General features: G+C 41.2%; 22 protein-coding genes. 12 read left to right on the top strand and 10 right to left on the bottom strand.

From position 1 onward, the window contains the following. Window positions 1–272: 272 nt before the first annotated feature. Window positions 273–1,871, bottom strand: a complete 1,599-nt coding sequence (locus tag WG989_RS19020) for an aminopeptidase P family protein (RefSeq protein ID WP_340431637.1) — start codon at window positions 1,869–1,871, stop codon at window positions 273–275. Between the two features lie 254 nt (window positions 1,872–2,125). After that, window positions 2,126–2,566, bottom strand: coding sequence for a hypothetical protein (locus WG989_RS19015; RefSeq protein ID WP_340431636.1), 441 nt, complete (start codon window positions 2,564–2,566; stop codon window positions 2,126–2,128). A 620-nt stretch (window positions 2,567–3,186) separates the two neighbouring features. On the opposite strand from WG989_RS19015, the gene WG989_RS19010 reads away from it, so the two are divergent. Then, on the top strand, window positions 3,187–5,022 hold the full coding sequence (locus tag WG989_RS19010; RefSeq protein ID WP_340431635.1) for a C1 family peptidase: 1,836 nt from the start codon (window positions 3,187–3,189) through the stop codon (window positions 5,020–5,022). Between the two features lie 331 nt (window positions 5,023–5,353). Here WG989_RS19010 and WG989_RS19005 read toward each other — a convergent pair whose 3' ends face one another. After that, window positions 5,354–6,382 (bottom strand): glycoside hydrolase family 43 protein, encoded by a 1,029-nt coding sequence (locus WG989_RS19005; protein ID WP_340431634.1) that lies wholly within the window; start codon window positions 6,380–6,382, stop codon window positions 5,354–5,356. Between the two features lie 549 nt (window positions 6,383–6,931). Here WG989_RS19005 and WG989_RS19000 point away from each other — a divergent pair. The 5 genes from WG989_RS19000 to WG989_RS18980 all read left to right on the top strand — a co-directional run bounded on the left by WG989_RS19000 (window position 6,932) and on the right by WG989_RS18980 (window position 10,866). Beyond that, window positions 6,932–7,768, top strand: coding sequence for an alpha/beta fold hydrolase (locus tag WG989_RS19000; RefSeq protein ID WP_340431633.1), 837 nt, complete (start codon window positions 6,932–6,934; stop codon window positions 7,766–7,768). 1 nt (window position 7,769) lies between these two features. Continuing rightward, the gene (locus tag WG989_RS18995; RefSeq protein WP_340431632.1) at window positions 7,770–8,255 is read left to right on the top strand and encodes an RNA polymerase sigma factor; all 486 of its coding nucleotides are present in this window, start codon (window positions 7,770–7,772) and stop codon (window positions 8,253–8,255) included. Continuing rightward, window positions 8,252–8,839, top strand: a complete 588-nt coding sequence (locus WG989_RS18990; protein WP_340431631.1) for a hypothetical protein — start codon at window positions 8,252–8,254, stop codon at window positions 8,837–8,839. The genes WG989_RS18995 and WG989_RS18990 overlap by 4 nt, the downstream gene beginning before the upstream one ends. A 176-nt stretch (window positions 8,840–9,015) precedes the next feature. Further along, on the top strand, window positions 9,016–9,981 hold the full coding sequence (locus tag WG989_RS18985; protein ID WP_340431630.1) for a Gfo/Idh/MocA family protein: 966 nt from the start codon (window positions 9,016–9,018) through the stop codon (window positions 9,979–9,981). Window positions 9,982–10,287: 306 nt separating this feature from the next. Then, window positions 10,288–10,866, top strand: coding sequence for a hypothetical protein (locus tag WG989_RS18980; protein ID WP_340431629.1), 579 nt, complete (start codon window positions 10,288–10,290; stop codon window positions 10,864–10,866). Window positions 10,867–11,093: 227 nt separating this feature from the next. Here the strand turns inward: WG989_RS18980 and WG989_RS18975 are convergent, their stop codons facing one another. Next, complete coding sequence (locus WG989_RS18975; protein WP_340431628.1) at window positions 11,094–11,540, bottom strand: peptidylprolyl isomerase; 447 nt, start codon at window positions 11,538–11,540, stop codon at window positions 11,094–11,096. A gap of 208 nt (window positions 11,541–11,748) precedes the next feature. Here WG989_RS18975 and WG989_RS18970 point away from each other — a divergent pair, with 208 nt between their 5' ends. The 3 genes from WG989_RS18970 to WG989_RS18960 all read left to right on the top strand — a co-directional run bounded on the left by WG989_RS18970 (window position 11,749) and on the right by WG989_RS18960 (window position 13,909). After that, window positions 11,749–12,732 carry a hypothetical protein gene (locus WG989_RS18970; RefSeq protein WP_340431627.1) on the top strand — a complete coding sequence of 328 codons (984 nt, stop codon included), beginning with the start codon at window positions 11,749–11,751 and terminating at the stop codon, window positions 12,730–12,732. 101 nt (window positions 12,733–12,833) lie between these two features. Further along, window positions 12,834–13,514, top strand: coding sequence for a GNAT family N-acetyltransferase (locus tag WG989_RS18965; protein WP_340431626.1), 681 nt, complete (start codon window positions 12,834–12,836; stop codon window positions 13,512–13,514). Between the two features lie 38 nt (window positions 13,515–13,552). After that, window positions 13,553–13,909: a VOC family protein gene (locus tag WG989_RS18960; RefSeq protein ID WP_340431625.1), complete on the top strand. Its 357-nt coding sequence runs from the start codon at window positions 13,553–13,555 to the stop codon at window positions 13,907–13,909. A 102-nt stretch (window positions 13,910–14,011) separates the two neighbouring features. Here WG989_RS18960 and WG989_RS18955 read toward each other — a convergent pair whose 3' ends face one another. Then, a complete protein-coding gene (locus WG989_RS18955; RefSeq protein ID WP_340431624.1) occupies window positions 14,012–14,878 on the bottom strand; it encodes a lytic transglycosylase domain-containing protein in 867 nt (288 codons plus the stop codon). A 381-nt stretch (window positions 14,879–15,259) separates the two neighbouring features. Next, window positions 15,260–15,580 carry a peptidase associated/transthyretin-like domain-containing protein gene (locus WG989_RS18950; RefSeq protein ID WP_340431623.1) on the bottom strand — a complete coding sequence of 107 codons (321 nt, stop codon included), beginning with the start codon at window positions 15,578–15,580 and terminating at the stop codon, window positions 15,260–15,262. A 365-nt stretch (window positions 15,581–15,945) separates the two neighbouring features. On the opposite strand from WG989_RS18950, the gene WG989_RS18945 reads away from it, so the two are divergent. Further along, a complete protein-coding gene (locus WG989_RS18945; protein ID WP_340431622.1) occupies window positions 15,946–16,752 on the top strand; it encodes a M48 family metallopeptidase in 807 nt (268 codons plus the stop codon). Window positions 16,753–16,831: 79 nt separating this feature from the next. Here WG989_RS18945 and WG989_RS18940 read toward each other — a convergent pair whose 3' ends face one another. Both WG989_RS18940 and WG989_RS18935 read right to left on the bottom strand, forming a co-directional pair. Further along, the gene (locus WG989_RS18940; protein WP_340431621.1) at window positions 16,832–18,154 is read right to left on the bottom strand and encodes a DUF418 domain-containing protein; all 1,323 of its coding nucleotides are present in this window, start codon (window positions 18,152–18,154) and stop codon (window positions 16,832–16,834) included. 40 nt (window positions 18,155–18,194) lie between these two features. Next, entirely contained in the window at window positions 18,195–19,646 is a 1,452-nt protein-coding gene (locus WG989_RS18935) for a DUF418 domain-containing protein (RefSeq protein WP_340431620.1), read from the bottom strand. Between the two features lie 187 nt (window positions 19,647–19,833). Between WG989_RS18935 and WG989_RS18930 the strand changes: the two genes are divergently transcribed. Continuing rightward, window positions 19,834–20,325 (top strand): DinB family protein, encoded by a 492-nt coding sequence (locus WG989_RS18930; protein ID WP_340431619.1) that lies wholly within the window; start codon window positions 19,834–19,836, stop codon window positions 20,323–20,325. 55 nt (window positions 20,326–20,380) lie between these two features. Here WG989_RS18930 and yiaA read toward each other — a convergent pair whose 3' ends face one another. Next, window positions 20,381–20,809, bottom strand: a complete 429-nt coding sequence (yiaA, locus tag WG989_RS18925) for an inner membrane protein YiaA (RefSeq protein ID WP_340431618.1) — start codon at window positions 20,807–20,809, stop codon at window positions 20,381–20,383. A gap of 83 nt (window positions 20,810–20,892) precedes the next feature. Further along, window positions 20,893–21,612 (bottom strand): Crp/Fnr family transcriptional regulator, encoded by a 720-nt coding sequence (locus tag WG989_RS18920; RefSeq protein WP_340431617.1) that lies wholly within the window; start codon window positions 21,610–21,612, stop codon window positions 20,893–20,895. Between WG989_RS18920 and WG989_RS18915 the strand changes: the two genes are divergently transcribed. After that, the gene (locus WG989_RS18915) at window positions 21,572–23,167 is read left to right on the top strand and encodes a M1 family metallopeptidase (protein WP_340431616.1); all 1,596 of its coding nucleotides are present in this window, start codon (window positions 21,572–21,574) and stop codon (window positions 23,165–23,167) included. The two genes, WG989_RS18920 and WG989_RS18915, sit on opposite strands and share 41 nt — an antisense overlap. The last annotated feature ends 17 nt before the right edge of the window (window positions 23,168–23,184 follow it).

The raw sequence follows: 23,184 nt of genomic DNA, 5'->3' as shown, positions 1-23,184 counted from the left end.
ATTCAAATTGGTTTTAAACAAGTGTTACCACAATAACAATTATAGTAACTAATAATCCACTGGCGCAAGTGTTCCACCTCAGTGGATCACTTGATGCCCACTGATTCTGCCCCGATTGCATTGGGGAATTAGCAAACGAAAGTTCCTGTTTTGTGCTAAGCTATTTAAACATCATTCAGCATCAGCATTTCAAATGCCCGATACAATCGGGCTAAATTAAAAAGGCACAAGTGATCTTGCAGAACACTTGTGCCAGTTGAGAACGATGCACATCATTTAAATGCCGGTAACTGCAGTTCGTTCAGCTTGCTTTTTTGGGCCGCCATCTTTTCCACTGCATCAATGGTTCGGGGGGCCGCAGCTGAAATATTTTCGCCGCTTGTTTTTCCAATAACCACCACATCTTCAATACGCACAGCAATATCCCACCATTTCGGATCGCAGTTGCTTCCCTTGGGGATATACAAACCGGGTTCAACGGTTAGTATCATATTTTCTTTTAAGACCGTGCTCGAAAATTTGTCATGCACATCAAGTCCCACGTGGTGCGACACACCATGAATATAATACTGACCTACCTCTTTCACATCCTTGATAATACCCAGCTTTACCAATCCGTTGGCCAGTACTTCAGTAGCCTTTGCATTTAATTGCGGGTAAGGCGTTCCTTCTTTACAAAGAGCAATTACAGCTTCCTGTGCCTCTAACACAAGTTGATAAATAGCCCGCTGTTCGGCAGAAAATTTTCCATTAGCAGGTACCGTGCGTGTAACATCCGATGAATAACCATGATACTCCGATGCCACATCCATCAGTACCAGTTGATTGTTCACCTGCGTCACGTTGTTTTCGATATAGTGGAGGATACAGCCATTGGCGCCTGCACCTACAATGGGCGGATAGCCTTCGCCTTCGGCACCGTATTTCTTATGAATATATTCAAACGTACCCATCAGCTCTGTCTCCGACATGGCAGGATGAATGGCCTTCATCACTTCCACATGCGCCATGGCCGAGTAATAACTCGACTTGCGCATCAGCTCCAGCTCTTCCGGCGTTTTTATTTCACGCAGTAAGCCCACCAGCTCGTTATACGCATACGACTCAAACGACATCTGCTTCAGTTGTGCAATCACTTTTACAAATGTGGCCGAATCCGGTTGTTGAATCAGCTCGTTCAGCAGCGGATCTTTTTTGTATTCTTCATCCTGCAGCTGCGCCATCCTGGTTTTAAACCGGTTGACTCTCGCTGCAACATTCGCCGACGTTGTATATTTTAAAAGAACAGTATAATCTTCAACCAGGTATTTGCTCATACTTTTTTGAATGCCTGCCTTCTGCTTAAATGCATTGATGAGCGTTTGCAACATTCCGGCGCCTGCATCATCAGGAAACGCATCATACAAAACCTGGCTGAACTTTTTTAAATCAAGAGGATAACTAGCAAACTCTTCATCATTGTACACATGGGTGAAACCCAATTGTGCTTTTACACCTTCCACACCCAAACGTCTGCCCGACCACCTTTCCATCAATGCATTTCGTTTCTGTACAAAAAATAATTCATTGTATGCTCCATCTGTGCCTTGTTGCATTTCTTTAAAAATGAGCAGCACAGCATTCGGTTCTTTATAGCCGGAGAAATAATACAGATCGGGATTGGGGTGATAGGCATAAGTTACATCCCTGGAAAACACCCGCTCGGGATAAGCAAATATCACCGCCACTGAATTGGCAGGCATCATTTTCCGCAGCGCCTCACGTCTGCCTTTATGAAATTCTTTCTGTAAATAATCGTTCGGTAAAGGTTGTTGTGCCATTGCAGTATAACACAGCACACACAGCAGGAGTATAGTAATTAGTCTGGTCATTGTAAAAGAATTAGTACATGAAAAAAGAAGGCAGGATACGTTGAATGTACAAAAAATAATTGCACAAATTCTACTCCGATCCGCTAGCTATCGGATGTATCGGGGAATTAGCAAACTGAAGTTCCTGTTTTGTAATATGCTATTTCAACATCCTTTAACAACAGCATTTCAGATGCCCGATACAATCGGGCTAAACTAAAAGGCACAAGTGATCTTGCTGTACACTTGCGCAAGAGAAGGTGAATCATACATCTTTACAGGCTATCATATTTCGCTTCAACATACTGTAGTGCCTCTTCATACGCAAAGAAAATATTGATCGGATGCTGGTTAATATCAAAACCCCATAGACTTGACAAGCCATATTTATTAAGGTCTGAAAGTAGAAAAGCGATATCGTACTTATCTTCAAAAATTTGTAATTCAAATAGCGGACTTAAGGCATCAATGAATGAATTGCCAAAGGAATACTTCAACAGCGACATGTCAAGCAACAACGATATCGGACGCATGGCAAGTAAGTTGATCGTTAGTTGTTGTTTGATATAACTGCAGTCTGGCTGTGCTTTACTGCCATCAGGAAGTTCACCTGTTAATTTTATAAGCATGATACTTTTATTTTCATACTTAAAACAATCAACTTTCACATTCTCCTCTTGATAAAGCTCAGGTTCGTAAGGTTTAAATTTTGTCATGTTTAGATGAAGTGTCAGGCAACATTGCCACCAACACAAATATATCTGATATAAGATGTTGCTTATCAGAATTTTTTTGCCTTTGTTGGTCATCCTTTCTCAACAATATTCCTTAGCCGTCATTGTTTGTTATCAGCAGCGGTAATGCAGTGCTGCAGAGTAGAAATCCCTTGTTGCTGGTACATTCTCCAAACAGATACCTTCCCGCTAAGACGGGACAGGACGTTCCTCGGTACTACAACCTGTTGAACAGTAAATCAAACAGCATCTATTCATCACTATGCAGCACATAGAATGTTTGTGTAATTACAAATGTATTTCACTACAGTAGTACAAAATCTTAATCAAGGCGTTAACCGAAAACCAGGCTTTGCATTGGTTTTCGGGGTCTTTTTTGTTTCTTTTTGGACAAGCAAAAAGAAAAGGAAAACTTCTTGGTGAAAGCATCGCCAGCATTCAAATAACAAATAGTTCTGGCAGCACGGTTTTACTTGTTGATTGGTCAGGCGACCAACAACGGCGTAGTGCCTTTACGTTCATCCATTATAAAATGGTTCACCGTGTTTTCCCCATTGCATTTTTCCTCTTTAATTTCTACATTGTTACAAAACACTGCAAACATGAAAAACAGAAAGTACAATGTGGTACCTGATAAAATTGATATCAGAGACAGAATGTATCAACCAGCCGTTACAACAGCTCCTAAGAAAGAGTTCATCCAGGCAACAAAACTTCCCGTATTACATCAAAAAGAAACCAGCGCCTGCACCGGCTTTGCATTGGCCACGGTTGTAAATTATCTCGCACGGAAAATTGATCCGGAAAATAATCAACGCTTTACCGCATCACCGTTTATGTTGTATTCCATGGCCCGCCGTTACGATGAATTTCCGGGCTATGTAAAAGATGAAGGCTCCAGTTTAAGAGGTGCTATCAAAGGATGGCACAAACATGGTGCCTGCGAAAACCGTTTCTGGAAAACGCTAGTAATGCCCAAGCCCGATGTAAAAGGTGAAGAAGGTGATTGGTGGCTCAATTCAGTGAACTATCCGTTGGGGGCATATTACAGAGTAGAGCCAAAAAGTATTGAAGACATGCATTGTGCCATCAACGATCTGGGTATTTTGTATGCAAGTGCTGTTTGTCATGCAGGTTGGGATGAGCTGAAAAAATCAACGCATCATCCATACAAAGAAATTCCGAATACAAAAGTAAAAGAGAGCGATGGAGGTCATGCCTTTGTGATCATTGGGTATAATCAAACAGGTTTTATTATTCAGAATTCATGGGGCAAAGAGTGGGGCACAGGCGGACTTGCTGTGTTAACTTATGAAGACTGGCAAGTGAATGCCATGGATTGCTGGGTAGCGCAAATGGGTGTTACTACTGATCTGCATTTGGCCATTGCTCAATCTGCTACACTACGGCTCGATAAAAGAAATAAAGTTGCGATTGCTTCCGATTCAATTCTCAAAAAAAGAGAACTCGATCCGTTTATTATTGATATGGAAAACAATGGACGCTTGAGTAACTCAGGTGAATACCGCACTACTGAAATGGATATTGAAGCATTGGTAACGCAGCATGCAGGTATTGCACGGGAACGATGGGGACTAAAAAACAAAGCGATGGATGTAGCCATTTATGCTCACGGTGGTTTGGTGGGTGAAAAATCAGCGGCAGACAGCTATGCAGTGTGGTGTAAAAAATTATATGATGCGCAGGTATTTCCCATTATGCTGATGTGGGAAACGGATATTTTAAGCACCATCAACAACATGATCAAAGATACCTTGCTCGATCAGGAACCACGAACAGGTGGATTCATTGACCGCATCATCAATTGGAAAGATGAGCGACTGGAACGTTTGGCAGCTCCAATTGGCAGTAAAGTTTGGAAGGAGATGAAAGAAAATGCAAAGGCGATCAGTTACCAAAAAAACAGCGGTGGACAGTTGCTGTACAAATATGCTACATCAGCCAAAAGCGAATTAAAGAATCATATCAATATTCATCTCATCGGACATTCGGCAGGAAGTATTGTGCATAGTCATTTGGTGGAGAAATTGATCAGCCTCAGCTGGAGTTTCAAAACGGTTCAGTTTATGGCACCGGCCGTAACCAATGAATTGTTTGATGCTACTATTCTCAAAGCTATTCAGCAGAAAAAGATCAGCAATTATTATCAGTATCATTTAAGTGATGAAATTGAACTGAAAGATAATTGTTCCATCTATTCCAAATCGTTGCTGTACCTCGTTTCTAATTCGTTTGAGCTGGGCAGAAAAACACCCATCTTAGGCATGCAGAAATATTTTGAAAAAGAAAGCAACTACCAACGGGCAACGATCAAATCGTATCACAGTCCGGGCCTGTATTCAAAAAGTACGTCGCACGGTGGATTTGATAATGATGTTGCTACAATTGAAACGATTATTAAGAATATAAAGAAGTAGAAGGCAATGCATCTGATAATAGCCTGCGTAAGATGAATGATTGTGTAGGTACTGTAGCTTATCCTTCTTGTCATTTCGACGTTAGGAGAAATCTGTCTGGCATTATCTCAGCAGATCCCTCGTATCCTCGGGATGACAACTTTGGTGAGCAGCAAAATGTACAGCATCGGTAAACAAGTAACAACTGCGGAGTCCGTCATGTCGACGGCAGGAGACATCTCTACGCAGTAAGACTAGTAAATTATAATCAAGCTGATAACATACTTACTTTCCGGGTAAGTAGAGATCCCTCCTGCGTCGGGATGACGTTCTATTGGACGTCATGTCAACATTAACGCTTTCTCTTCAGCCTTTGCTCCTTCACACCTTCAAACGTTATCTTCACCGGCTTTATAAATCCCTTCTCATCAAAAAACAATTCTTCAATGCAAGTCTCCCGGTTGTTAGCAGCTGTTTCTCCTTTGGGCCTGCGGTGATAAACGATATGCCATTTGTCTTTTTCTTTGTTATGAATGATGGAATGATGCCCTGCACCAGTTGCCACCGTAGTATCCTGCTGTAAAATTTTTCCCACCCGTTCAAACGGCCCGAAAGGAGAATCGGCAATTGCATACGCAACTGAATAGTCGGGGCCCGTCCAGCCACCTTCACTCCACATAAAATAGTATTTATTATTTCGCAGAAACATGAACGGTCCTTCCACATAACCTTTGGGCGTTATCTCTTTAAATTTTGTACCATCATTAAACGGAATGATGCCTGTAAAATCGTTGTTGAGTTTACCGATATTGCAATGCCCCCATCCACCGTAGATGATATAATACTGACCATCTTTATCCTGGAAAATAAATTGATCGATCGGCTGTGCGCCATTGTAGAATTGATTGATCAGCGGCTTGCCCAAATAATCTTTGTACGGACCTTCCGGTTTGTTTGCAACTGCAATGCCGATGCCACCGAGTGTATCGTCTTTTATTCCGTTGCGTGCTTTGCTTTGAATATCATTCGCTGAAAAGAATAAATAATACTTGTTGTCTTTTTGAATAACAGCAGGTGCCCACATGGCCATATACGCCCACTTCACAGCAGCGGTATCTAAAATGCGGCTATGTTTTTTCCAGCTCACTAAATTGCTGGAAGAAAATGCATCGAGAAAAACCTGCTCTTTGTATTTGGCTGAGTAAGTAGGAAAGATCCAGTAGTTATTTCCAAAAATAGCCGCTTCCGGATCGGCATACCAACCTTTGAGGATGGGATTGCCTGATCGCAATTGCGCCGTTGCATTCGCAGACAAAAGAGTTGCACAGAAAATAAGAAAACAAAGTTGAAGACAATTGCAACCGTTACTTTTGATTCGCATTCCAAATTTATTTTATGAGAATAAATATAGCGTTTTATACTTCTACGGTTGTATGAGTAACATTAGCTCAGGTCGGAAATCTACGCCAGAATAGCCGAACACCATCCCGGCAGATCCCTCGTATCCTCGGGATGACAACTTTATTGATCAGATGATCATACAGCATCAACAAGTCACTATGCAACACAAAGGATGATTGTGTAACAACAGCTGTCCTTAACTACAGTAGCAATAAAGCTTCATCAGGGCGGTTACCGAAAACCAGGCTGTACATTGGTTTTCGGGGTCCTTTTTGGTTACTTTTTGGACAAGCAAAAAGTGACAAAGAAACTAATACATATCAATAACTCATTGTTAATGATACATTCGACTAAGCTCAGTACACAAAACAAGGGTAGCTGTAAAAACATTCGGTTGTTTTACAAATCCTGTCGATACTTTCCCGATTGCATTTTGAAGTCAATCAAACTTTCCTCAAAAAAACTTTCAAATTTCCTGTAACAATTCCTCACCCCTTGTATCATAAAGGAAATTTTAAACTTATCAGCAATGAAAAAACATGCTTTTCTTCTCGTCCTCAGCTTATTTGTGATAGTGCTCCATACAAATGCACAGCAGGCATTTCGTGTAACCGTAACCGGTAAAGGAAGTCCGGTGTTATTATTTCCGGGCTTTGCCTGCACAGGTGAAGTATTTAGTGAAACCGTTAAAGCATTAAGCCTGCAATACGAATGTCATGTGTTCACTTTTGCAGGTTTTGGTGGAGTTCCTGCCATTGAAAAACCATGGCTTCCGAAAATAAAAGACCAGGTAGTAGCTTATGTAAAAGAAAAGAAGTTGAACAGGGCAGTGATCATTGGTCATAGTTTGGGTGGCACACTCGGCTTGTGGTTAGCTGCCACCGAACAAACGCTGTTTAAGAAAGTAATTGCAGTAGATGCCTTGCCATGTACGGGAGCATTGATGATGCCGAATTACAATTCTGCAACTATGGTTTATGATAATCCATACAGTAAACAAATGCTGCAAACCGATACAGCTACTTTCCGCACACAGGCCAAACAACAGGTGTCGTTTATGATGTTAAATAAAGAAAAGCAAAGCACAGTTGTTGACTGGATGATGCAGGCCGATCGTGAAACATATGTGTATGGTTATATTGATTTGCTTAAATTGGACCTGCGGGAAGAGGTAGCCAACATCAAGGTTCCGGTTGTTGTTTTAGCAGCTACGCATCCTAACAAAGCCAGGATCGAAAAAACATACAACGAACAATATGCAAAGCTGGCCAACAAAGTGCTTCACTATGCAGACCAGTCAGCACATTTTGTGATGTATGATCAACCCGATTGGTATCTAACGAAAATAAAAGAAAACATAAAGTAACGTGCCGCAACAAGAACTGTTTACCAACATCTATCAAACGCATTACGATAAAGTGTTTCGACTGTGCAAAGGTTATTTCAACGGGCATGAAGGAATGGCGGCCGATGCAACACAGGAAATTTTTCTGAAAGTTTGGCAACACCTGGATGGCTTTCGGGGCGATGCGAAAATAAGTACCTGGCTTTATCGAATTGCGGTGAACACCTGCTTATTGCAGTTGCGCAAACCGGCCACAACAAAAGAAATAAAAACCGAACAGTTGCCCGATGTTGTTGCCGAAGAATACAATCCTGTAAAGGAAGAACGATTGAAAAAAATGTATGGATGTATTCAAAAATTAGATGAAACAAGTAAGATGATCATCCTGATGGTGCTGGAAGGATTGGAGTACAGTGCCATTGCAGAAGTGGTAGGCAGCACCGAAGACACACTACGAGTGCGTATCCACCGTATTAAAAAACAACTTTCAACTTGTGTACAACTATGAGTTCCTTTACAGATTTAGAAAACGCATGGCAACAGCAACCCGGTTCGGGTGAGCGTCGTCCGCAACCTGAAACCTTGATTAAGTTAGCTGAACAAAAAGCAAAACAAGTACGAACAAAACATTTGGTAACGATCGCTATTCTGTCGGTCACGGTTATTGTGATTATCTGGTATTTTGCTACCTATGCCGGAACAACCTTCAACCGTTTTTCAATTGGTTTATTGCTGATGATCGTTTCGTTGTTGATCCGTATTGTGATTGAATACATCAGTTTCAGAAAGCTGCACAAGATCGATATCCGTGCCGATTTTAAAACGTACACGAAACGAGTAACTGATTTTTACAGCAAACGACGGGTGATCCATCTCATCGTTACACCAGTGCTGTTTGCAGCTTATGTAACAGGATTTATTTTATTACTTCCGGTGTTTCAGGAATTGTTTTCTGAAGGGTTTTATCTCTATGTGCTCGTTTCAGGAATTGTAAGTCTTGTGGTGCTGGCATTTGTGATCATAAAGGCAAACAGAAGGGAACTGAAACTATTGAAGCATTTGAAACAATCAGAAGAAAAGGAATATATGTAAAGGACTTTTTTGGTATGGCCACATTTCACTGCTACTTGTTTTATATCAGAGTGCTGAGCAAATAATCCCGCTATCGCACACTTGTACTTGAAACTCATTTAAAATTGCAGAATACAATAGCTTTCCTTCTTAATTTCACACAATCATCATTCGTTTAAAAAAGTAAGGAAGCAGGTATGATCAACTGGGGAATTATCGGTTGCGGCGATGTAACCGAAATCAAAAGCGGTCCGGCATTTAATAAAGTGCCAGGTTCAAAGCTGACAGCAGTAATGCGACGCAATGCAGCCAAAGCAGAAGACTATGCAAAGCGACATAGCGTGCCGCAATGGTATACCGATGCCGATGAATTAATACATGATCCCAATGTGAATGCGATTTATATTGCCACGCCACCCTCATCACACGAAGCGTATACATTGGCTGCTATCAACGCAGGCAAGCCGGTGTATGTAGAAAAACCAATGACGTTGAATTATGCTGCGGCACAAAACATGGCAAATGCAGCTAAAACTGCCAATGTAAAACTAACGGTTGCACATTATCGAAGACAATGGCCGTTGTTTCAAAAAATAAAATCACTATTGGAACAACAGGCAATTGGTGATGTACGATTGGTGCGTTTGCAACTCGATCAACAACCACCCACTGCTGCACAACTCAGTGATGAAAAATATGTGTGGCGGTTTGATCCTGCTGTTTCTGGTGGCGGACTTTTTCATGATCTTGCTCCGCATCAGTTAGATATTTTGTATTACCTGTTTGGTAGCGTATCAACTGTTACAGGTTTAGCAACAAACCAAGGTGGTTTTTATACAGCTCCTGATCTTGTAACAGGCAATATTCATTTCAACAATGAAATAGTCTTTACCGGCAGTTGGTGTTTTACTGCTGCAGAACCAAATGATGTATGTGAGATCGTTGGCAGCAAAGGTTCGTTGCGTTTCAGTTTTTTTACCGGTAACAGCATAACGATGCAACGTAACAATGATACAACCCGTTTCGATTTTGATCGGTTGCAGCATGTGCAGCAACCCATGATCGAGGCAGTGGTGAATTATTTTTCGGGTGATGCGGCCAATCCCTGTTCTGCAGACGAAGGAGCGGAGATCATGCGATGGATCGGGGAGATGGCAGGGTAAATTTCACTCTATAAATTTTTAAATGTTTTTAGTTGATAGTCATTGGTCATGCGGCCAACAGAGACAGTTGTTAATACGGTTTCCTGCAAATATTAAAAACATCGGCATGCTTGCAATCCCGGTTTATTTTTTCTAATTTTCTTATCCTTCCTTTTGATACTGCTCTGTACTCCATTGGAGACTACGTTTCAATGCAACGCCACATCTGAAGAAATCACAAATTCATCTGCCAACCATGAAGTGAACCTGGTTGAGCTTCTGCTCAGTTTAGTGTAAGATCTATTCTTTAACCCAATCACTTTTGTCATGAAACAAAATTTTCTTTTGCGTTACTGCCTGCTGGCAGTGTTCATGCTGACACTTGTAACAGGTTGTCAGAAACAAATTGAACCCCAAGGTCTGACTGATAAACAGTCTGTACAAGGCAAAGCTCCTGTTGTAATTGAATCGGCTGCTGGAATTGCGGCATCGCATGCAGCTAATGCTGAATTGCTGAAATCACTTCGGGCAGCCACTGCAAGGTTTCACTCTACTACACAGGCCATTAAGGCCGGATATGAGCCGGATGATCATTGTGTATCTGTACCGGGACTGGGCGGTATGGGTTACCACTGGGCAAATTTCTCTCTTGTAGATCCGGTTTTTGATCCACTGAAACCCGAAGCGGTATTGTACGAAACAGGACCAGATGGCAACCTGCGGCTGGTGGCAGTGGAATATATTGTGATCAAAGCAGGACAGGGCTGGCCAATGTTTGGCTCCCATGCATTTGATGATGGAGGAACACCGGTTCCGGTGCCGCACTGGAGTCTTCATGTATGGGTACACAAAGAAAATCCTAATGGAATTTTCACACCGTTTAATCCAAACGTCAGTTGTCCATAAGTGCAGTAGCAAATGAAATCAAAAATTAATAATGCGGGGCGTGAATGCCCCGTATCTTTTTTATGTAAATGCAGGCTCTTTCAGAAGTGGAATATCAATAAAGAATTGCATCAACGTATACGTTGGCTATAACAACATGCAAACGAAGTAACGTTCATGTATCAGTAACAAACAAAAAAATCTCCGACACAATGCCGGAGACTTTTAAAACATTGAGGCAAGGAAATTTACGTCAGTACAACTTTCAACATTACATCACCTGCACGTATTTCATCCACAATTTCTAGTCCTTCAGTAATACGTCCAAAGCAGGTATGTACACCGTCGAGATGTTTAACGCCATTGCGATTATGGCAAATGAAAAACTGGCTGCCACCTGTGTCTCTACCACGGTGCGCCATTGACATTACACCACGGTCGTGAATTTGTTTGCTGCCTGTTAATTCGCATGGAATAGAATAGCCGGGGCCGCCTGCGCCTGTGCCATCGGGGCATCCGCCCTGGATCATAAAGCTTGGGATCACCCGGTGGAATTTTAATCCGTTGTAAAATCCTTCGCTCACTAATTTTTCAAAATTTGCAGCAGCAATGGGGGCATCGTCATTGTATAATTCAAATTTCATGATGCCTTTAGCTGTATGTATTTCGCCGGTTGTTAATTTTATTTCGCTCATAGTATAATTTAAGACTGCGAAAGTAGCATTTAGCAGTCAATTGTACTCAAGGTGCCGGTCATTTTTCTGATTCATTCGTTCTTCCCAACCTTAACAATGTTTTGGATCGTACAACTTTCAAATGCAAAATTCGTTTTCTATTTTGTGATTGTATTTATTGTTGATCAGGAGACTATTTCTTCATCAACACTCATCTAAAACGTACCGTATGCCTGTAACTCTACTCAAACATGTATGGTTGCTTCTTTTTGTAACAGCCTGCGCTTCTGTTTCGCAAGATCATATCAGTAGTAACCTTAAACAACTACAGGTTTTAACACCTGAAGTATCAACTTCATTGTTGATCGATACAATGCTTATCAACGAACAACCATTGCCCTTGACCGATCTGCCGCAAACAGAAGAGGGACAGATCGTATTGGCAGAAGGTTTTTATGAAGCGAATTATAAAAGTTATTGTTTGCAACCCGGCACACCCGATCCATCGGACAGAGATGCTTATTTACAAATGCCGTTGCAAACGAATCGGAAGGAGATCGTAGAAACGGTTTTACGCAATTCCTTGCAACAGCAACAACTCAATCAGAAAAATATTCAACTGCTGTTATGGTCTGTGGTTAGTGGGTCCGATTACAATAAACTTTCGTGGCCGGTTCAATTGACCGCACAGCAACTCTTAACCAAGAAACAGATCTTCCAGTTAAAAGGCGGGGTGATGGGTGTGGTGAAACAAGTTGCACAGGCATTGCCCGATGCACGCATTACCGGTGCACAGGTGAGTATGAAACGGATGTTTGAAACAGGTTCCAGTACATACGAATCATTTGAACGGATAGCCGTGTTGCGTGAAAAATCAGTAATTCACAAAGCCGATTATAAAAAGGAGCAGTGGTACAAGCAGGAGGGTGGTTATTACCTGCGTTACTTTCCTAACGGTTACCAGCAGGTGAAAATACAATTGTACGTTCCGGAAGGCATACTTGATTCTTCAGGAATGCAGCATGGGAATTATCTGTTGTTCGATCCGGTAAACCGGATGGCTGCTCCTGCAAATTCCAATGCGCAGCGTTTGGGTATTGGCGCACCGGTGGCAGATATCATCCGCAAGATCATTCGCATACAAAAAGATGCTCCCAAACCAAAACAGCCCACACCAAAAGAACAACCGAAAACAAGTAAGGAGCAGCAATAAAGATCGTGATGAAAAGCTGCTGGGGTTGACGTTAGCAATTGAAACCCGCCATCCCCATTTGCGGTAGCTCAACACGTTTGCAAAACAGATACTTTTGTTATGTGAATTATGTATTAGAAAATCCCGTTTACTACGCTTTACTTACCGGTGATAAACATCTCAGTTTCGGCACTGAGCAGGTAAAATATTTCAACGAAGAAGTATCGCCTTATGCCGGGTTTTCTCATGATCATGCAAACGGGTTTGCAGAGTTGTATGAACTGTTACCAACAGGCCGCAGAATATTGTATGCAAAGCCCACTACGATTACCACACCAAAAGGCTGGCAACTGCAACACGAAATAAAAGGATTGCAGTTTGTATATGAAGGCAGTAATATCATTACCGGTGATTTCCCCAACATCGTTCCGTTAACAGAAGAAAATGTTAATGCAATGAGCGAACTGGTGAAACTTACAAAGCCTGGTCCGTTTGGAAAACGCACCATCGATTTCGGTTACTACCACGGCATTTTTGACAAAGGGAACTTAGTTGCTATGACAGGGCAGCGTTTACATTGTGAAAACTATACCGAACTAAGTGCAGTATGCACACATCCCGATCATTTGGGCAAAGGCTACGCATCGGCATTAATGCAGCATCAGATGCAGATCATACTTAGTCATGGTCAACAACCATTCCTGCATGTGCGTGACGATAATGAACGGGCCATTGCCGTTTATGAACGTTTAGGTTTTGTTGTTTCCATGCCAATGAATTTCTATTTTTTGAAAAGAGAATAACTATTCCGGTACTGTATCTTTAAGCAAACAATCATCACATGAAATTCTTATCACTGCGCCCTTTTGTACCATCAGGCGGCAACTTTGAACAGGCACGGGATTTTTTTCAAGAGCTTGGTTTTACACTTGTATGGGATATGGGCGATTATGCCGGTTTTGACAACAATGGCGCAGCGTTTATTCTCCAACGCTACGATAACAAACCGTTCGCAGAAAATTTTATGCTCACTGTTGGTGTGGAAGATGTGGAAGCTTTCCGTGCAGATGTAATAGCAAGGCAATTACCGGAGAAATATGGCATCCGTATCGGAACGATCAGTAATCAACCATATGGGCGGGAAGTGAATGTAATTGATCTCGCAGGCGTGTGCTGGCATTTTGTGCAACAGCAATAATGCACCTATAAATTTTTCTTTACCGATTCAAACAACACAAATGAAAAAGGCAATTGCACAAATGCAATTGCCCGATCAAACATAGATGGAAATACAGGTCGATTATTTTCGTAACTCAACAATCAATCCTCCTTCATGCTGTGCAATAACCACCCAGTTCAATGGTTGATTACGTGAAGTCGGTGTGTCGTTGGTTTTATTTTCATCTTCTTCAATAGTAAAGTCTTCCAATGAAGCAAGATAGATGATACGCTCTTTTTTTGTAAGCGTAACAAGACTTCCTTCGCCTTCATAATAATAATGTGTAGCAATAAAACGCTTCACATGATTTCTTGTTTCGGCAGGTAAAAAGCGTTGCAGTTTCCAGAACTCACGGCTTCCCGATTGTTTAATGGCTTTGTACACATTACCAGCACCACAGTTGTAGGCCGCTACTACCAATAACCAATCATCAAACTGTTTGTATAATACGTTCAGATAGTCTGCTGCTGCTACAGAGCTTTGTATAATGTATCTACGCTCATCGGTTTTACCTGCTACATGTAATCCCAACGATCTTGCAGTAACAGGCATCAGTTGCCAGATGCCAACTGCCCCTGCACCGGAAGTAGCTTTGTTTTTTAATTTTGATTCTACTACAGCGAGATAAACCAATTCAGCAGGAATGCCACGCTTCACCAAAATCCGTTCAATGGTTTTGAACGAGCCGCTGTTTTGTTGTTTAATTTTTTCAAGTAAGTCTGCATGTTCTTCCAGGTAGGTCTCTACAAATGGTTGAACTGTTTTTTGCAATTGAACAGATGCAACAGTTACCTGTTTTGTAAGCACTGTTTTTGTGATCAATGAATCGTGTACATTGCTGTGTAACAACAATTCAACATGTGGTTGTGGTGTTTCTGCATGTAATTGATTGATGACAAGTAAGAACATACTGCACCAAACAAGTTGTTTCCATTGAGTCGTTTTCATTGTACTGTTTTTCGTAAAGAAATGCTCATGGGAAATGGATCTCTTAAAACAGTTTTTCAGTAAAGTATTGGAGAGAACTGCAGTTACAAAACAGTGAACGGATTATTAATTATAGGGTTGTAACTGCATGCATCGTTGTATGTGTGATGCGGATACAAAAGTAGATTCCCTTTTTTCCAAATCCTAACAAACAGGGTATGTAAAACTACGCTGACAGGTTAACGACCTGAGTTTCACGTTACTAACTTTTCCACAGCAATAATGTCAGGGAGTTTTACGATACTGATGAAATTTACTGTTTTTTATTTTTTAATGGTTGCTGTACAGTGAGTTGCATCCGAATATTGAATCAAAACAAAAGATGTTTGATTTTTTACAAAACTATTTCAGTTGTAATTGTATTTCACCTACGTTGGTTGTTTCGCCATCCCGTACCTGAATATCTTTCATGAATTTATGTGTGTAAGGTGCAATTGCTTCAATGATCAACTGATAAGTGCCTGGCTTTAATTGAGCCAATTGAAATGTTCCACCAATTACATTGCAGATGCTGGTGTCTTTCCCTGAAATGGCAAAAGCCTTTAATGCTTTTTCGGATGGCACTACACGTCCTTCAATGGCACCTCCGATCTGAAACGCAAAAGCTGTTAAAAAAAATACTGCAGCCAGCAGTAAAACGAAATCGAAACCTTTTGTTTTCATGCTGTAAAAATGTAAAGTGAATGAATAATGTTAACCTGGTTAACGAAACAATCACCATGCCATCAACAGTAGTTGTTGATAAAAATGAATGAGATAGTATATCTGTCTTATAGATGCATTCTTTATCAGCCTGTGGAAGAACATGTTTTTTTCCTTGCGATCCCGGATAAATGGAATAGTTATCAGTGTTTGATCTGTATTTCCAACCTGTGAACTATATAAAGTTTCGGCATAATTGTGTAACAAATTGAGGAAGCCGCAACAGCACCTTTGTGAAACCTGCTTTTTTCATCATTAAACAGCTTAACTTTTTTGGCATGAAAAATAGATGGCATGGAAATAGCATATACATAAAAAAACAAACAATGAAACAACTGGTACTTTCTTTAATGGTGGCAACTCTTTTTATAGGGTGCACACAAAACATGGTGACAGGGCGCAAGCAATTAAGCCTGGTATCAGAAACAGAATTGCAATCAATGGCACAGCAACAATACAATTCTTTTTTAAGTGAGAATAAAGTTGTGAACGCAAGTGTAAATAAAGATGCAGAAATGGTGCGTCGCATTGGCACACGTATCGCCTCGGCTATCCAAAAATATTACACCGCTAAAGGACATGGTGAGGTGTTGGATGGTTACAAATGGGAGTTCAATCTCATTGATAACAAAGAAGCCAATGCATGGTGTATGCCCGGCGGTAAAGTAGTTGTTTATACAGGCTTGTTGCCGATCACGCAAAACGAAGCAGGTTTGGCGGTAGTAATTGGTCATGAGATTGCGCATGCTGTTGCACAACATGGCAGCCAGCGTATGAGTCAGGGATTGTTACAACAATTGGGTGGAGCAGCGTTGCAAATTGCCATGGCAAACAAACCGGCTGAAACACAAAATATGTTTATGACAGCCTATGGTATTGGTACAACAGTGGGAGTGATGCTGCCGTTTTCACGTAAAGATGAAAACGAAGCCGATCAGTATGGCCTTTACTTTTCAGCAATGGCGGGTTACAATCCACAGGAAGCAATTCCTTTATGGCAACGGATGGCAGCAGCAGGTGGTCAAAAACCTCCTGAGTTTTTAAGCAGTCACCCGGCTGATGAAACACGTATTGCAAATCTGCAACGTCATATGCCACAAGCATTAAAATATTACACTCCTGTGAAGCGATAAGAGATAGTGATGAATGAAGCGGATAACGAAAAAGCCCCATCGATGTATGTTCGATGGGGCTTTGTGTTATGAGCATATTTTATTTCCGCATTGGTTGCAGTTGCCAGTAGGTGAGTGAACGCCATAGCCATTCAAACGGACCAAACCTGAAAAACTTTAACCAGATAGCAGAGAAAATTATTTGAAAGATCCATACAGCAAATACAACATAGTAGAGTTCATAAAACTGTAGTTTGTTGTACCATCCAAATCCATATCCATAAAAGAACCAGGTACAAATAATTGATTGCATAAGATAGTTGGTGAAAGCAAGTTGTCCCACATTCGCCAATGCCCGCATCAACCATGGCACTACACTACTTCTGAAAATAAGCATTAACAAACTGGCATGCCCAAGCGATAACAATACTCTGCGTATATCGTACAGCAGTGTGTGGTTCACGTAGTAACGATCAGCATACAATCCAAGGTTTCGTGCATCTTCAAGGCTTCCTCTAAAAACAAACCAGCTGATAGGTATGCCAATTCCATAGCCAACCAATAACCACATGCCATAGGTTGAACTCGATAATCTATTACTGAAAAATCCCCAACCAAACAATGCCATGCCAATAAACATCATGGTCAACCCATCCCAAAACCATTGATGATACATGCCCCATGTTTCACCATCTGCATTTTTGGGGATCCAGTATTGATAAATGGTCACATAATCCGATCGCATTGTACGCAGGTTACGATTGGTGAAGGCCGTATCGGGCTTTCTTCTTTTTTCCATTTCAAGCCATTCTTCTTTTGCTGCCTGTTGATCTCCGCTTAATTGTTTCCCTGTTTTGCTTGCTGCCACTGCTTCATTGTACGCTTTTCTTTTCTCCGTTATTTCATTCCAGTTCAATTGTTGTTTTAACATAGTAGCAGCCATGCAAACAAAACCAAGTACCAACAGCCATTTAGGATTTGTATTGCGAAAGGCATAGAGCATCATCCCGCACAAACCATAGAAAAAAAGAATATCGCCAAACCAGAGCAATACAAACGCATTGAACACACCGAACAAAACCAGCCATAACAAGCGGCGGTAATAATATTCTGTAACGGTGGGCCCTGTTGCCGTATCTTTTTTGTTGAGCGTAAATAAGATCATGCCTGCGCCAAAAAGCATGGAAAATAGTCCACGCATGGTACCTTCAAAAAAAGTAGCAATAGCTGCAAATGCATAATAATCTTTTGTGTTTTCCGGGCCGGTCATGATCCTGTTCCACGCATCCCAGTTAATACCAAAGCCCGGGATGTTCATGAGTAAAATACCGAGCAGTGCAAAACCACGTATCATATCTACTGTTTTGATACGCTCCGCCTGTTGAACCGGCTTTAAGTGATTATCGGTTGAGTATGTTTGCATGAAGTAGTGTTTGAGTTGTTAGAAATTGGTTACAGCCGTATTAAGCGTTTTCTTTTTTATTGGAAAAACGTTTCCGATACACAAGGCATCTCCATAACCATTCCACCGGCCCGTATTGATAAAACCGTAACCAGAAAACAGAAAATACCATTTGTATGATCCAGATTTCTGCAACGAAAAAATACAGTTGCGTTTGAGACAGCCTGCCAAAATATCCAAACCCATATCCATAGAAGAAGAGTGTGCAGAGAATGGTTTGCATAAGATAATTTGTAAATGCAAGCCGCCCTGTTGCAGCGAGTGCTTCCCACAACCAGTGTAGTAATTTGATACGTATCAACAACATCAGCAGGCTTGCATAACCCAAAGCCATTAACAAACGTTCAAGTGGAAAAAACTGCATTGGTGAAACTGCTTTGTTGCTGAGATATTTGATGTAATCAACATGTTTGCTGTGCTGCAGATCGAGGCGTAACCAACCTAAAAATATACCCGCAGCAATACCAATGATCGCAAGCAGTACATAAGTACCTGTTGAAAAGCGGTTGTTGAAAAAACCAAAGCCAAACAATGCCATTCCCAACAGCATCATCGAGCCGATATCCCAAATGCCGATCCTGTAAAGCCAGGCAGCTTCCTTTCCCTGTGCACGTTGGTACAGGTGTTGCCATACTTTTTTATAATTGCCCCACATGGCAGTTTTCTCGCCTTTCTCCGGGCCTTTGGTTGTATCGTATTTCAAACCTTTTGCCAGCCCTTCCCAGCGTGCTTTATCACCCTCCTGTATTCTGTTGAGTTTTGTTTTTTCTTTGAACAGCGAATCACTTTTAGCCAGTTCTGCTTTGGACATTCCCGACAAGCTGTCTTTGATATGTTGTGCAGCACTGTCTTTTTTATTTTTTTGTTCGATCAATTCGATCGCTTTGAATTTCTTATATGCTTTGTGATCATCTGCATAGAACCAATACATTTTTCCGCAATAGATGAGGGTAACAACAATGGCAGCGATCAATAAACCCTTTTTGCTCATTCTGAAAAAAGGAAATAATAAAATACCCATCACTCCATATTGAAACAGAATATCACCGGGCCACAGTAATACAAATGCATTCACAACACCAAACGCCATCAACCACATTTGGCGACGGATGTATAGCTCCTGCGTTGATGGTAATCCCGGTTGATTTGGTTTTTGCATATACAGAACGATCCCCGCACCAAATACCAATGAAAAAAGTGCACGCATTTTTCCTTCGAACAAAAGAAGAGCAGATGTAAACCAATAAAAGTCCGAACCTTTTCGAAGCAGATGCAATCTGTTTTGTTCATTTGAACTGAAGCCGCCAAACTCCCAAATGCTGATGATCAAAATGCCAAGCAGGGCAACTCCCCGAATGACATCCAATGAAAACAGCCTTGCGAAAATGGTATTCGTATTGTCCGGAAGCGGGGTAGAACTGCCCTGTTCCGTGTCAACAGTGATGTTCGACATGAGTAGATTTTGGTTGAGTGAAGGGAGAGATGACCAATAAACTTAGAAATTAGAATTGGTAAATGCAAGTGGTATTCTGAATTTTCGGTTGGGATGATCATCAACACCCGATCGGGGATCACTGTATAAGCCTTTGTAAGGATTCCTCGAAAGCCCCCTAACTTTGTGCGATAAATGAATGAATGATATGGAAAAAGAAACCACGCAATTGAACCTGGTAGTTAAGATGGCATTATCTGCATGGGAATCGCAAAATAAGTACTTAACAAAATTGATCGACTCGTTATCGGATGAGCAATTGATGAAAGAAATTGCGCCGGGAAGAAACACAGGCATTTATTTGCTTGGGCATTTAATTGCAGTAAGTGATGCATTGTTTCCGTTGCTGGACTTCAGCGACCGGTTGTATCCCGAACTCGATGAAGTATTTATTAAAAACCCGGATAAATCGGGATTGCCAATGCCTGCCATTGCTGATTTGAAAGAAAAGCTGGAAGCAGTGAATGCAAAACTGGAAACGGTTTTTCAAACAACAAGTGTTGATGAATGGCTGGAACGTCACACAGCTGTATCAGCAGAAGATTTTGCAAACGAGCCTCACCGGAATAAATTGAATGTATTGCTCAACCGTACCGGACACATGGCCAATCATATCGGGCAAATGTTATTGTTGAAATAAAAATGATCTCAATAGTAAGTGATCAGCCCATGCAATTTGCATGGGCTGATTTTTTTTATTGCTGATGTTCTTCTTTGTGTATGCTTTCGCTTGCTTTACTGTCTCTTGTATTTTTTTGTACTGCAATCGCTGCAAATAAACTGAGTGTAAACGCCATGGCATAGAAACCTTTTTCGCTTCGTTCGAGTTCGGCATTCCATAATCCAACCACTAATAGAATGATAGAAGTAATGGTTGCAAACCAGGCAATACCATAATAGAGATTTGTAACAGGAATACCTTCCAGTTGATCACGCACTGCTTTTTGCACGGAGATCGCTGCAAATAATCCAAACAGCAATACAGTGAAGTAATAGCCTTTTTCATTCAGCTGAATGTCTGCATTCCACAAGCCAATAATGAAAGCCGTGATGCCGATAATGAGTGATGTCCAGGATGCTGCAATAAATGCAGGCGAAGGAGCGAGGGTTTGTTTTTGTTCCATAAACTGTTCTGTTGTTTCCAACAAAACTATCTGTGTAATGGCAGAGACTATTTGACAAAAGTCAAAATTCAATACCGGAAATGTTAAAGACGGCTGCGGATGCGGCTCAAGGTTTCCTGACTGATGCCGAGATAGGAGGCAACATATCCAAGCGGTACACGTTCCAGGATATGCGGTGATTCAGTCATCAGTTGCTCATAACGTTCAGCCGCTGTTTTAAACTGAGCATTCACAAACCGTTCTTCCAGGCGTAAATAATAGCTTTCAGTAGCAATACGTACCAACCGTTCAATATCGTGATAGCGGTTGAGTAATGTAGAGAGTGTGTCTTTTGAGATTGACCAGAGAATGCTTCCTTCCAGCAATTGAATATTTTCTACTGAAGGCTCCTGTGTAATAAAACTGTGAAAGGAAGTAACAAAATTATTTTCAAATCCAAACCAATGCGTGATCTCTTTACCATCAAGATTGTAATAACCACGCAGGGCGCCCTTCTCTAAAAAATAAAGATGACGGCAGATTTTTCCTTCTGTGAGCAGATGCTGTTGTTTGGCAAACACAACCTGTTCAAAACAATCGTACAGGCTTTGTTCAGCTTCTTCGCTGAGTGGTGCATATTGTTTGATATGATGTAGCAGTTCCTGCATCATTAAATATAAGGAGCAGCGATGAAATATTGAACGAAGTATAAAGGCTAATTTTTTTGTGTATTTCTGCTGCAACACATGTTGAGAATAATTAACTTCATACAAACCATCAACCATGCGACTTTTTTCCTCTTTCCTGTTATTGCTTCTATGCATGTTGAATACACAAGCCCAGAATTTAAAATCAGGTGGAAAATTAAAACCCGAACAGGCGAACCTGGATATCAGGCATTATACATTATCGCTTGAAGTTGATCCTGCACAGCAAACAATCAATGGCTTTACAGAAATTGATGTGAATGTATTACAGCCAACCAGCAGTTTGTTATTCGATCTGTGGCATGGATTCACTATCAGTAATGTACTTGTGAATGGAAAGTCGCAAAAATTTTCGCATACGGAGAATGATCTGATCAACATTACGATGCCTCAACAATTAGCAGCAGGTAAAGTAAAGGTAAAGATCAGCTATGGGGGCAAACCCGGTGTTGCTGCACGGCCACCTTGGGAGGGAGGGTTTCAATGGTCAACTGATGGTAAAGGCAATCCGTGGATCGCTGTTTCAAATCAAGGCGAAGGAGGTAAAACATTATTTCCCTGTAAAGATCATCCAAGCGATGAACCTAACGAAGGCGCCGATATGATGATCACCGTTCCGAAAGGGTTGGTGGTAACCGGACCGGGATTGTTGAAAAAAGTAACCACTAAAAAAGCGAAGTCGACCTATCATTGGAAAACAAACTATACCATCAGCAACTATTGCATTCTGTTCAATATTGGTAATTACAAAGTGGCAAAGCGAACGTATACAACTATCAACGGCAATAAAGTTCCAATGGAATATTATGTGCTGGAGGAAAATTTTAACCGTGCAGAAAAACTACTCGACCTGTTTGAACAATCCTGTCGCATACTTGAAAAATATTTTGGTGAATATCCATGGGTGAAGGAACGCATTGCAGCAACCGAAACGCCCCATTTAGGAATGGAACACCAAACGAATATTGCCTATGGGAATAAATACAATTATCAACAGGTAGGTGGTAAAGATTTTGACTGGTTGCTCCATCACGAATTCGGACACGAATGGTGGGCTAATAAAGTAACCAATCGTGATTGGGCACATATGTGGATACAGGAAGGCATTTGTGTTTTTGGCGATGCAATGGCCACACGTGAGTTGGACGGAGAAGATGCTTATCGTAAACGTATGCAACAAACAGCAAGATCTGCACAAAACCGTTTGCCGATCGTACAAGGTGAGGAGATCGATAGTGATCAGGTCTATCAATCCGATATCTACGGAAAAGGTGCTTTTTTTATGCATACGCTCCGGTATGTAATGGGCGATGAAATTTTCTTTCCCACATTGAAGAAGCTGGCAACTGATCCGCAATATACTTACGATAATACGGTTACAACAACTGATGTGGAGCAACTATTCAGCAAAGCACATGGCGTAAGTTTACAGCCGTTGTTTCAATTGTTTTTGTACACAACCAATAAACTGGAAGTGCATGTAAAACAAACAGGCGACAATAATTACCGTGTTCGTTTACTCAATCTTGATATGGCGTTGCCAATGGAAATAGAAACTGATCAGGGAATTCAAAAAGTAGTAGTTGATAAGAAGGGAGTTGAAATAACCAGCAATTCAATGATACAGGTTGACCCCACTGTTTTTTATTTAAAGAAAGTGATCATCGAATAAGTTGTTGATGCGTAAGT

The sequence above is a fragment of the Lacibacter sp. H407 genome (assembly GCF_037892605.1).
Taxonomy (GTDB): domain Bacteria; phylum Bacteroidota; class Bacteroidia; order Chitinophagales; family Chitinophagaceae; genus Lacibacter.
Note: the sequence above shows the minus strand (reverse complement) of the source record. Positions and strands in the feature narration are given on the sequence as shown.

Bases quoted from the DNA above. Each gene is read 5' to 3' on its own strand.
- WG989_RS18980 (WP_340431629.1), top strand. From the start codon at position 10,288: ATGAAACAAAATTTTCTTTTGCGTTACTGCCTGCTGGCAGTGTTCATG.
- WG989_RS18960 (WP_340431625.1), top strand. From the start codon at position 13,553: ATGAAATTCTTATCACTGCGCCCTTTTGTACCATCAGGCGGCAACTTT.
- WG989_RS18990 (WP_340431631.1), top strand. From the start codon at position 8,252: ATGAGTTCCTTTACAGATTTAGAAAACGCATGGCAACAGCAACCCGGT.
- WG989_RS18930 (WP_340431619.1), top strand. From the start codon at position 19,834: ATGGAAAAAGAAACCACGCAATTGAACCTGGTAGTTAAGATGGCATTA.
- WG989_RS18915 (WP_340431616.1), top strand. From the start codon at position 21,572: ATGCGACTTTTTTCCTCTTTCCTGTTATTGCTTCTATGCATGTTGAAT.
- WG989_RS19020 (WP_340431637.1), bottom strand. From the start codon at position 1,871: ATGACCAGACTAATTACTATACTCCTGCTGTGTGTGCTGTGTTATACT.
- WG989_RS18955 (WP_340431624.1), bottom strand. From the start codon at position 14,878: ATGAAAACGACTCAATGGAAACAACTTGTTTGGTGCAGTATGTTCTTA.
- WG989_RS18950 (WP_340431623.1), bottom strand. From the start codon at position 15,580: ATGAAAACAAAAGGTTTCGATTTCGTTTTACTGCTGGCTGCAGTATTT.
- WG989_RS18935 (WP_340431620.1), bottom strand. From the start codon at position 19,646: ATGTCGAACATCACTGTTGACACGGAACAGGGCAGTTCTACCCCGCTT.
- WG989_RS19010 (WP_340431635.1), top strand. From the start codon at position 3,187: ATGAAAAACAGAAAGTACAATGTGGTACCTGATAAAATTGATATCAGA.
- WG989_RS19000 (WP_340431633.1), top strand. From the start codon at position 6,932: ATGAAAAAACATGCTTTTCTTCTCGTCCTCAGCTTATTTGTGATAGTG.
- WG989_RS19015 (WP_340431636.1), bottom strand. From the start codon at position 2,566: ATGACAAAATTTAAACCTTACGAACCTGAGCTTTATCAAGAGGAGAAT.
- WG989_RS18975 (WP_340431628.1), bottom strand. From the start codon at position 11,540: ATGAGCGAAATAAAATTAACAACCGGCGAAATACATACAGCTAAAGGC.
- WG989_RS18940 (WP_340431621.1), bottom strand. From the start codon at position 18,154: ATGCAAACATACTCAACCGATAATCACTTAAAGCCGGTTCAACAGGCG.
- WG989_RS18970 (WP_340431627.1), top strand. From the start codon at position 11,749: ATGCCTGTAACTCTACTCAAACATGTATGGTTGCTTCTTTTTGTAACA.
- WG989_RS19005 (WP_340431634.1), bottom strand. From the start codon at position 6,382: ATGCGAATCAAAAGTAACGGTTGCAATTGTCTTCAACTTTGTTTTCTT.
- WG989_RS18945 (WP_340431622.1), top strand. From the start codon at position 15,946: ATGAAACAACTGGTACTTTCTTTAATGGTGGCAACTCTTTTTATAGGG.
- WG989_RS18920 (WP_340431617.1), bottom strand. From the start codon at position 21,612: ATGCATAGAAGCAATAACAGGAAAGAGGAAAAAAGTCGCATGGTTGAT.
- WG989_RS18985 (WP_340431630.1), top strand. From the start codon at position 9,016: ATGATCAACTGGGGAATTATCGGTTGCGGCGATGTAACCGAAATCAAA.
- yiaA (WP_340431618.1), bottom strand. From the start codon at position 20,809: ATGGAACAAAAACAAACCCTCGCTCCTTCGCCTGCATTTATTGCAGCA.